The sequence below is a fragment of the Megasphaera hominis genome (assembly GCF_014269395.1).
Lineage (GTDB): Bacteria > Bacillota > Negativicutes > Veillonellales > Megasphaeraceae > Megasphaera > Megasphaera hominis.
Genome location: NZ_JACOGK010000059.1, coordinates 1 through 6,583, shown reverse-complemented (window position 1 = coordinate 6,583; position 6,583 = coordinate 1). Strand labels below are relative to the sequence as shown.

10 protein-coding genes are annotated in these 6,583 nt (G+C 54.6%); 5 read left to right on the top strand and 5 right to left on the bottom strand.

Features of this window, described 5'->3' with window-relative positions:
- The first annotated feature begins 124 nt into the window (after positions 1 to 124).
- From H8J70_RS12135 to H8J70_RS12115, 5 genes are all read left to right on the top strand, one after another.
- Positions 125 to 505, top strand: a complete 381-nt coding sequence (locus tag H8J70_RS12135; RefSeq protein WP_186504553.1) for a tetratricopeptide repeat protein — start codon at positions 125 to 127, stop codon at positions 503 to 505.
- A gap of 179 nt (positions 506 to 684) precedes the next feature.
- The gene (locus tag H8J70_RS12130; RefSeq protein WP_222433710.1) at positions 685 to 1,176 is read left to right on the top strand and encodes a cyclophilin-like fold protein; all 492 of its coding nucleotides are present in this window, start codon (positions 685 to 687) and stop codon (positions 1,174 to 1,176) included.
- Between the two features lie 9 nt (positions 1,177 to 1,185).
- Positions 1,186 to 1,827 carry a flavodoxin gene (locus H8J70_RS12125; RefSeq protein WP_186504552.1) on the top strand — a complete coding sequence of 214 codons (642 nt, stop codon included), beginning with the start codon at positions 1,186 to 1,188 and terminating at the stop codon, positions 1,825 to 1,827.
- A 130-nt stretch (positions 1,828 to 1,957) separates the two neighbouring features.
- Positions 1,958 to 2,143, top strand: a complete 186-nt coding sequence (locus tag H8J70_RS12120) for a hypothetical protein (RefSeq protein WP_222433709.1) — start codon at positions 1,958 to 1,960, stop codon at positions 2,141 to 2,143.
- 151 nt (positions 2,144 to 2,294) lie between these two features.
- Positions 2,295 to 2,516: a 4Fe-4S binding protein gene (locus H8J70_RS12115; protein ID WP_246415368.1), complete on the top strand. Its 222-nt coding sequence runs from the start codon at positions 2,295 to 2,297 to the stop codon at positions 2,514 to 2,516.
- 20 nt (positions 2,517 to 2,536) lie between these two features.
- Here H8J70_RS12115 and H8J70_RS12110 read toward each other — a convergent pair whose 3' ends face one another.
- From H8J70_RS12110 to H8J70_RS12090, 5 genes are all read right to left on the bottom strand, one after another.
- The gene (locus H8J70_RS12110) at positions 2,537 to 3,283 is read right to left on the bottom strand and encodes a TIGR03943 family putative permease subunit (RefSeq protein ID WP_186504550.1); all 747 of its coding nucleotides are present in this window, start codon (positions 3,281 to 3,283) and stop codon (positions 2,537 to 2,539) included.
- Positions 3,280 to 4,872 (bottom strand): permease, encoded by a 1,593-nt coding sequence (locus H8J70_RS12105; RefSeq protein ID WP_186504549.1) that lies wholly within the window; start codon positions 4,870 to 4,872, stop codon positions 3,280 to 3,282. The genes H8J70_RS12110 and H8J70_RS12105 overlap by 4 nt, the downstream gene beginning before the upstream one ends.
- Position 4,873: 1 nt before the next feature.
- Positions 4,874 to 5,827, bottom strand: coding sequence for a CobW family GTP-binding protein (locus H8J70_RS12100; protein WP_186504548.1), 954 nt, complete (start codon positions 5,825 to 5,827; stop codon positions 4,874 to 4,876).
- Between the two features lie 68 nt (positions 5,828 to 5,895).
- Complete coding sequence (locus H8J70_RS12095) at positions 5,896 to 6,450, bottom strand: N-acetylmuramoyl-L-alanine amidase (protein WP_186504547.1); 555 nt, start codon at positions 6,448 to 6,450, stop codon at positions 5,896 to 5,898.
- A gap of 30 nt (positions 6,451 to 6,480) precedes the next feature.
- On the bottom strand, positions 6,481 to 6,583 hold a 103-nt coding region (locus H8J70_RS12090; protein ID WP_186503584.1), incomplete at its 5' end, for an IS3 family transposase.

The following is a 6,583-nucleotide window of genomic DNA, read 5'->3' as shown; positions in this document are numbered from 1 at the left end:
GAAAGTCTTACCTCAGGCAGTGTCCAACTTATTAAAAAGTACTGTTCAACTTTGCGTCAAATTATATTTCTGATTCTAATTTTTTAGATTTTAGTGTCCAAGTTTTGTTGACCAGTGCACAGACATGTATTACAAAGGGGAAGGGACGGAGCCAGACCTCATGGCCAGCTTCGACTGGGTACAGGCAGCGGCTGCGCAGGGGGAACCGAATGCGTGCCTCTTGCTGGGCTTATCCTATTTGAGCACTGATGAACGCTATTCCCGCTATGTCGTGCAGAATCATGACCGGGCTGTGGCGTACTTTAAGGAAGCAGCGGCTGGCGGCAACCTTTCCGGTATGTCTACGTATGGCATTGCCAAGGTCATGAACCGCACATGCGCAGAGGATGCTTACGAAGGATTGCAATATATGGAAACGGCCTATCGCCTGGGAGACAAGAACATAGGCGATATCCTGGCGCTGGTCAAAAGGGACAGTGCCCTAGGCGTGCCTAAGGTCAACTAAAATCGACAAAAAGAGACCCCTTGGCGGGTCTCTTTTTGTATACGTAGGAGGCATACTTTTGTAGATAATATAAGTATTTTACATATTCCGCCGCGACGACTATACTGAAGCTGTACAAAGAAAGGATTTCCCAGACGCGAAAGGAGCTCATCATGCACGTACATTTCAGGAAGTTTGCTATGTTAGCCATTATGGCCTTGAGCCTGCTCGTCGTCGGCTGCGGCACAGCGACGCAATCGGCTGCCAGCGATACGAAGACGCAGGCTAAGGCAGAAGAACAGGCCAGTCAGAATCAAGGGGGAGATGTAGATATGAAAAATGCACGCTTGAAAATTACTGTAGGCAATAAGGTCCTGTATGCCACACTGGAAGACAACGCGACGACGCGGGCACTGCTCAAAAAAATGCCTATGACGCTCACCATGCAAAATCTCTACGGCCGGGAAATGTGCTACCGCTTCGGTGCCGGTTCGCTGCCGACGGAACACCTGCGCTCAGACCGCTATGAAGTAGGCGATATCGTCTATTGGGCGCCGCGGGGCAGTTTCGTCATCCTGTATAAACAAAACGGTGAAGAATTCGAACGCCAGCAAATCGGCCACATCGATTCGGGTACGGATATCTTCAACGGCTCCGGCGATGAAAAGGTTTCCTTTGAAATCGTCAAATAAGGAGGACCTATGAAGAAATTTTGGCAACACGTGCTCACGGCCCTGATGCTCACGGCACTCATGGTCGTTGCCGGCGGCTGCGGCGGTGCGGACGCCCAGAAAACCCAGGCTACGGCCTCGGCGAGTACACAAGAAACAAAACAGCAACCACAGGAGGCGGATACCATGAAAAAAGGTACGAACTCGCATGTTCTCATTGCCTATTATTCTCTTACAGGAACGACGAAGCAGGCGGCAGAAGCTATTCAGGCTGCAACCGGTGGCGATTTAGTCTTTATCGAGCCGGCTGATTCGTATCCACAGGATCACGATCCCTGCCTGGCCCGGCAGATGGCGGATATTCGCAATAATGCCCGGCCGGCTGTAGCGACGCAGGTAAAAAATATGGACCAGTACGACACGATCTTCGTAGGCTATCCCATTTGGTATTATCAGGCACCGCTGATCATCAATACTTTCCTGGAATCGTATAACCTGCAAGGCAAACGCATTATTCCATTCTGCACGAGTGGCGGTTATCCTATCGACAAAAGCATTACTATCCTAAAAGACAGTGCGCCTCAGGCTACGTGGGAACAAGGCCTGCGCGTTTCCGGCAAGAACAGCGATTTTAAGAAATGGCTGGCTGGACTGGGCTTTAGAAATAAATAATAGATTGTGAAAAAACAGCCCTGGCAGGCTGTTTTTTTACGCAAATATTACGTGTCATTTTCTGGTCGTACATGTATTCCTATTACACTAAAACTGTACCTATATCATTTTTTTGAAAGGGGTGAAAAAGATGAACCGGATTATGCGAGGTGTGTTAGCAGGTTTTTTACTCATCAGCGGTGTAGCTGTTGCCGCCACTTTGATTTCTACGGATACGGAGCGTGTGCAGGCTGTGGCTTCAGCGAGCGAAAAAGAAACGCCCCATGAGCCAGCCCAGCCGGGAACGCAGGGGGTTTTTGGCCGGCAGGCTCAATAAGTCCTTGTAGGGCACTCCTTCCCGAAAAGGCTTTCTTCTTTGTTTGTTGCATCTACAACGGAATATTTCCTCTCCCTTCGCTATACTAAATGTGAGGAAATAGATGGCTTGCCATCTATGACACCAGGCATACCGAAAGGGGATGAGTGAAATGAGCAAGAACATTGACGATATGCTGGGGTTTTCTGCGGATTACTTCAATCGCAAGGAATGTCAAGGCTGCGGCATGTGTATGAGTATTTGTCCCGTCGGAGCGTTGGACATGGAACACTGCGAGGACGGAACCGACCGCCCCTTAGTGGATATGTCCAAATGCATCCGCTGTACACGCTGTATGGAGGCGTGTGAAATATATAAGGGATATCATTCCTGACGGCTTAGCCGGCTCGCTATCTACGGATAGATGTAGCCGGCTATTTCTTTGGCCGGTTCAATGGCTTTGACGTTAATGGCCGGCTGGAAGAGGCCGTGCCAGTTGCGCTTGGTCAGTGTGCCGTGGACGGCGATCCACTGGTGCTCCGGTAATTTTTCGGCTCCGTCGTAGTAGCACATAGGCCCAAAGGGCGTAATGTCGTTGACACAGCAAAAGAGAAGATAGCGGGCTAAGGTGAAATCATGTCCGTTCTCCGGCTGATTGGCGTAGGACACGAAGCCAATAGCGTAGACATCGTAGCCAACGTAGGTATCGATGTGCTTCGTCAGGGTGAGCATCGTTTCGTAGTAATTCTCTGTGGTCAAGGTAATGCGCTTAGCCTGCGTATCAATGCCTGTATCCTTGACGGCTGAAAAGTCTACGCCGTAAGGCTTGGCCTGGGCCGGAGCAGCTCCTTGCGCCACCGGGGCTTGCGCTGTGACCGTAAAAAGGGCCGGCTTGGCCAGCAGCGGGCCGGCTAAGAGGAGGACGGGAATGAGAATTACCGTAAGGGGCCAGTAGCGTTTTTGGTAATGGCGCTGGCCCAGGCTGACGAGTCCGGCCAGGCCCCAAAGGCAAAAGCAGACGGCAGCAAAGGCCAGGAAGGGTGCCAGCCGCGGCGCTACGAAGAGCAGGTACTTTTTGCTCACCAGGAGGCTGAGCCACATGAGGCCGAGTGCCAAGAAGGCGAGGCTTTCGATAAGGGCTGACCAGGGAATCCATTTCATGGAAAGGGAACACCTCCTGTCTGATACAAGGAAAAAGCGGCTGCAGCCAGGCTGACACAAAGGATAAGCGTCAGGGCCAAGCGGAGCGTAAAGCGCCACGATACGAGGCGGCTCAGGAGCAGGGCATTCTTTACGTCGAGCATAGGGCCTAAGAGCAGGAAGGCCAGGACGCCTGGTATGGGAACGTAGGAGCTAAAGCTGCGGGCTACGGCAGCGTCGGCTGTGGAACAGAGGGAGAGAAAAAAAGCGGCTCCTTCCATAACGAGAATGGTCAGCCACGCCGGCAGAGCCGCTGTCTGGGCCGGCAGCCAGTCTTTGCCGCAGACCTGAAAGAGGGCCGTCAGGAAGGCGGCAAGGACGACGTATGGCGCCATGCGGAAGAATTCCTCCCGCATGTGAATGACGTACAGGAACCATTTTTCACTCTTCGTGACGGCAGGCTTAGACACGTAGCGCAGGCACGTACAGGTGCTGTCCGCAGCCACGCCGGCAGCAGGCAGACGGCTGCCATAAAAGGAGAGGCTCACGACGAGGGCGATCAACAGGCCCAGGCTGATGCGGGCGACGACGATGCTGCTCTGGCCTTGAAAGGCATAGTACGTCGAGGCGATGACGATAGGGTTGACAATGGGCCCGGCGAGCAAAAAGAAGAGAGCCGCCGGTACGGGGACGCCTTGGCGCAGGAAGGTCTGAAAGAGAGGTACAGCGGCGCAGTCGCAGACGGGAAAGCAAAAGGCTGCGACGAGGGACTGGCAGAGGCCTTTTGCTGTAGAGCCGCGAAACCGCCGGGCCAGAAAGGACGGCGGCACGAAAAGCTGCAAGGCTGAGGAAACGGCAAGACCTAAGAGCAAGAAGGACAGGGCCTGCAAAAGCGTTGCCATAGTCAGCGTAGCTGTCGTACGCACGAGCTCCGGCAGCGGGCCTGTTGTCCGTAAGGCCCAGGTGTAGAAAAGCGTAAGACTGACGAGTACCAGGGGCAGGAACACACGTCCCCGGTGGGACGGTGCAGCGACGACGTGACGGCGCGTCCGTTGCTTGGCCAGGGACGACACGAGACGAATGGAGCTGCCTGGATATTGTCCGCGCAGGGCCTGCTTGGCTGCGGCTATGTCCGCAGCAGCAGACATACCCTTTTCTTCTGGCAAGTGATCGAAGAGAAGTACCGTGTCGGCTTCGCGGAGCTGGCTTAGGCTGGCCGTGCCCGTGCGGCCCAGGAGCTGTGTGCAGTACGCCGGCGTGGCGACGAAGTAAATGTGCTGCAGCTTGTAGTAGTCCCGTACGCGCGTCGAGAGAAAGAGGCGTTCTAAGAGGGTAAAGGGGACCATGCCATTCCATTCGAGCCAAAGCTCGGACGGCGCCTGTGTCGTTGCCATTTCGCGCAGGCGGTAGGCCGTAGCGCCCACGTTGGCTTCAGTCAGGATGGGCAGCACTAAGGCGTCGCTGTCAGGCGCTGTACGGCCCTCTTCCATGACCACGCGGCCAATGGCGCCCCGCCGCTCGCGGAGCAGGTAGTTCGTAAGCGTCGTCTTGCCCGTGCTGAGGAAGCCCATGACGATGTAGACCGGAATCTGGCCGATAATGTGCCTCATGCTAGTCCTCCCAGATACGCCGGATTGTGGCTTCGTCGAGGCTGGTGCCGATGAGCATGATGCCGGCTGCGGCGAGGGTCGTCACCTGGAAAAAGAGGGGTTGCCCGGCAAATTGGAATTCTACATTTCCTTCGGCAGCCGGGACGACGCCTTTGAGCCGCAAGAGCTGTGAGCCGCACGTAGCGATAAGGCGCCGGACTTTCTTTTCCCACACGGCCATTGGCAAAGGTGTTACCGCAGTGAGCGTAAGCTCTGTGAACGGGCCTGTGTGGTCATGCTGAGCGTGAGCGTGGTCGTGGCTGTGTCCGGCCAGGGCCTCACCTGCTGTAACGGCCTGCGGACAGCCGCCTTCGCACTGCGAAGGATTCACTTCGTCCGGGAAGAGGAGTGATGGCAAATGGAGGCGGTCGGCACTTTCTTCGTAGATCCAGGCGTGATCATTTTCCCATTGAATAGCATCGATGGCGCCATACAGTGTTTCAATCTGGTCCGCGTGGGTGAGGAAGATGCGGTCAGAGTAACGCAGCTGATCGCGATAGAATTCACCGAAATTACGCAGGTACAGTTCGCACTGCCGCGCGTCGACGACGGTCACGGCCGACGCCAGGCGCAGGAGGCCTTTTAGGTCGGGACTGGTGCAGGCCTTGATAATATCGGATAAGAGGGCGACGCCGGACGGTTCGATGATGATCTGTTCTACGTCGTGCTCTAAGAGAATGGAGCGCAGGGATGTTTCAAAATCACCGGCCAGGGTACAGCAAATGCAGCCGTTGGTCAGTTCGCGGATCGTAGCGCCTTTTCCTTTCAAAATGGCGGCATCCAAGCCGATTTCCCCAAAGTCGTTTTCGATAATCCACGTCTTGTGGGCACCGCTGTCTTGTTGGAGAAACTGACGGATGAGCGTTGTCTTGCCGGCTCCCAAAAAGCCGGATACGATGGATACGGGAATTTTCATAATAATGGCCTGGTGATTGCATGTGCATCACCAGGCCCTGTCCCTCCTTACGATAATATTTAAATAGGTTATAAAGCCGTCCGCGTTGCACCTTTTCTGTCAGGCTGTGGCCTGGCAGGTGGACGGACGTAATCTTCAATGCCCAGGGCAAGGGCGTTAGCCAGCTTGTCCTGGAAGGGCTTTTGACGCAGGAGCGCTTCTTCTTGGGGGTTAGAGAGGAAGAGCATCTCTACGAGCGCCGCCGGCATTGGGCTGTACTTGAGCACATAAAAGCCAGCCGGTTGTATACCCCGGTCCGGGCGGTTTGCCGTTTGGACAAGACGGTTTTGCAGCGCTTGTGCCAGGGCTTTGCCGCGAGCGGATTGGGGGAAGTAATAGGACGTGAAGCCGCCGACTTTGGTGTCGGCACAGGCATTGGCATGGAGACTTACGAAGAGGTCTGCATGATGTTGTACTGCTATGTTCACGCGGGCCTGCAGCTCCTGTGGGGCCGTTGCCAGAGGACCATACACGTCACGGTCCGTCGTTCGGGTCAGGGTAACGATCGCGCCCTTTGCTTCTAAGAGTGCTTTGGCTTTAAGGGCGACCGGCAAGGTAATGTCTTTTTCATAAATGCCGGTCACCGGGGGTGCAGACGTTTTTTTGGACCGTCCTCACTTTGTAGGCAATAAGCCTAAACTTATTCTATACTGTATCGGGCTCATGCCACCCAAAGACATCTTAATCCGATCTTCGTTATACCAATGAAGATATCTA

Bases quoted from the DNA above. Each gene is read 5' to 3' on its own strand.
- H8J70_RS12130 (WP_222433710.1), top strand. From the start codon at position 685: ATGTTAGCCATTATGGCCTTGAGCCTGCTCGTCGTCGGCTGCGGCACA.
- H8J70_RS12135 (WP_186504553.1), top strand. From the start codon at position 125: ATGTATTACAAAGGGGAAGGGACGGAGCCAGACCTCATGGCCAGCTTC.
- H8J70_RS12110 (WP_186504550.1), bottom strand. From the start codon at position 3,283: ATGAAATGGATTCCCTGGTCAGCCCTTATCGAAAGCCTCGCCTTCTTG.
- H8J70_RS12115 (WP_246415368.1), top strand. From the start codon at position 2,295: ATGAGCAAGAACATTGACGATATGCTGGGGTTTTCTGCGGATTACTTC.
- H8J70_RS12105 (WP_186504549.1), bottom strand. From the start codon at position 4,872: ATGAGGCACATTATCGGCCAGATTCCGGTCTACATCGTCATGGGCTTC.
- H8J70_RS12125 (WP_186504552.1), top strand. From the start codon at position 1,186: ATGAAGAAATTTTGGCAACACGTGCTCACGGCCCTGATGCTCACGGCA.
- H8J70_RS12100 (WP_186504548.1), bottom strand. From the start codon at position 5,827: ATGAAAATTCCCGTATCCATCGTATCCGGCTTTTTGGGAGCCGGCAAG.
- H8J70_RS12120 (WP_222433709.1), top strand. From the start codon at position 1,958: ATGAACCGGATTATGCGAGGTGTGTTAGCAGGTTTTTTACTCATCAGC.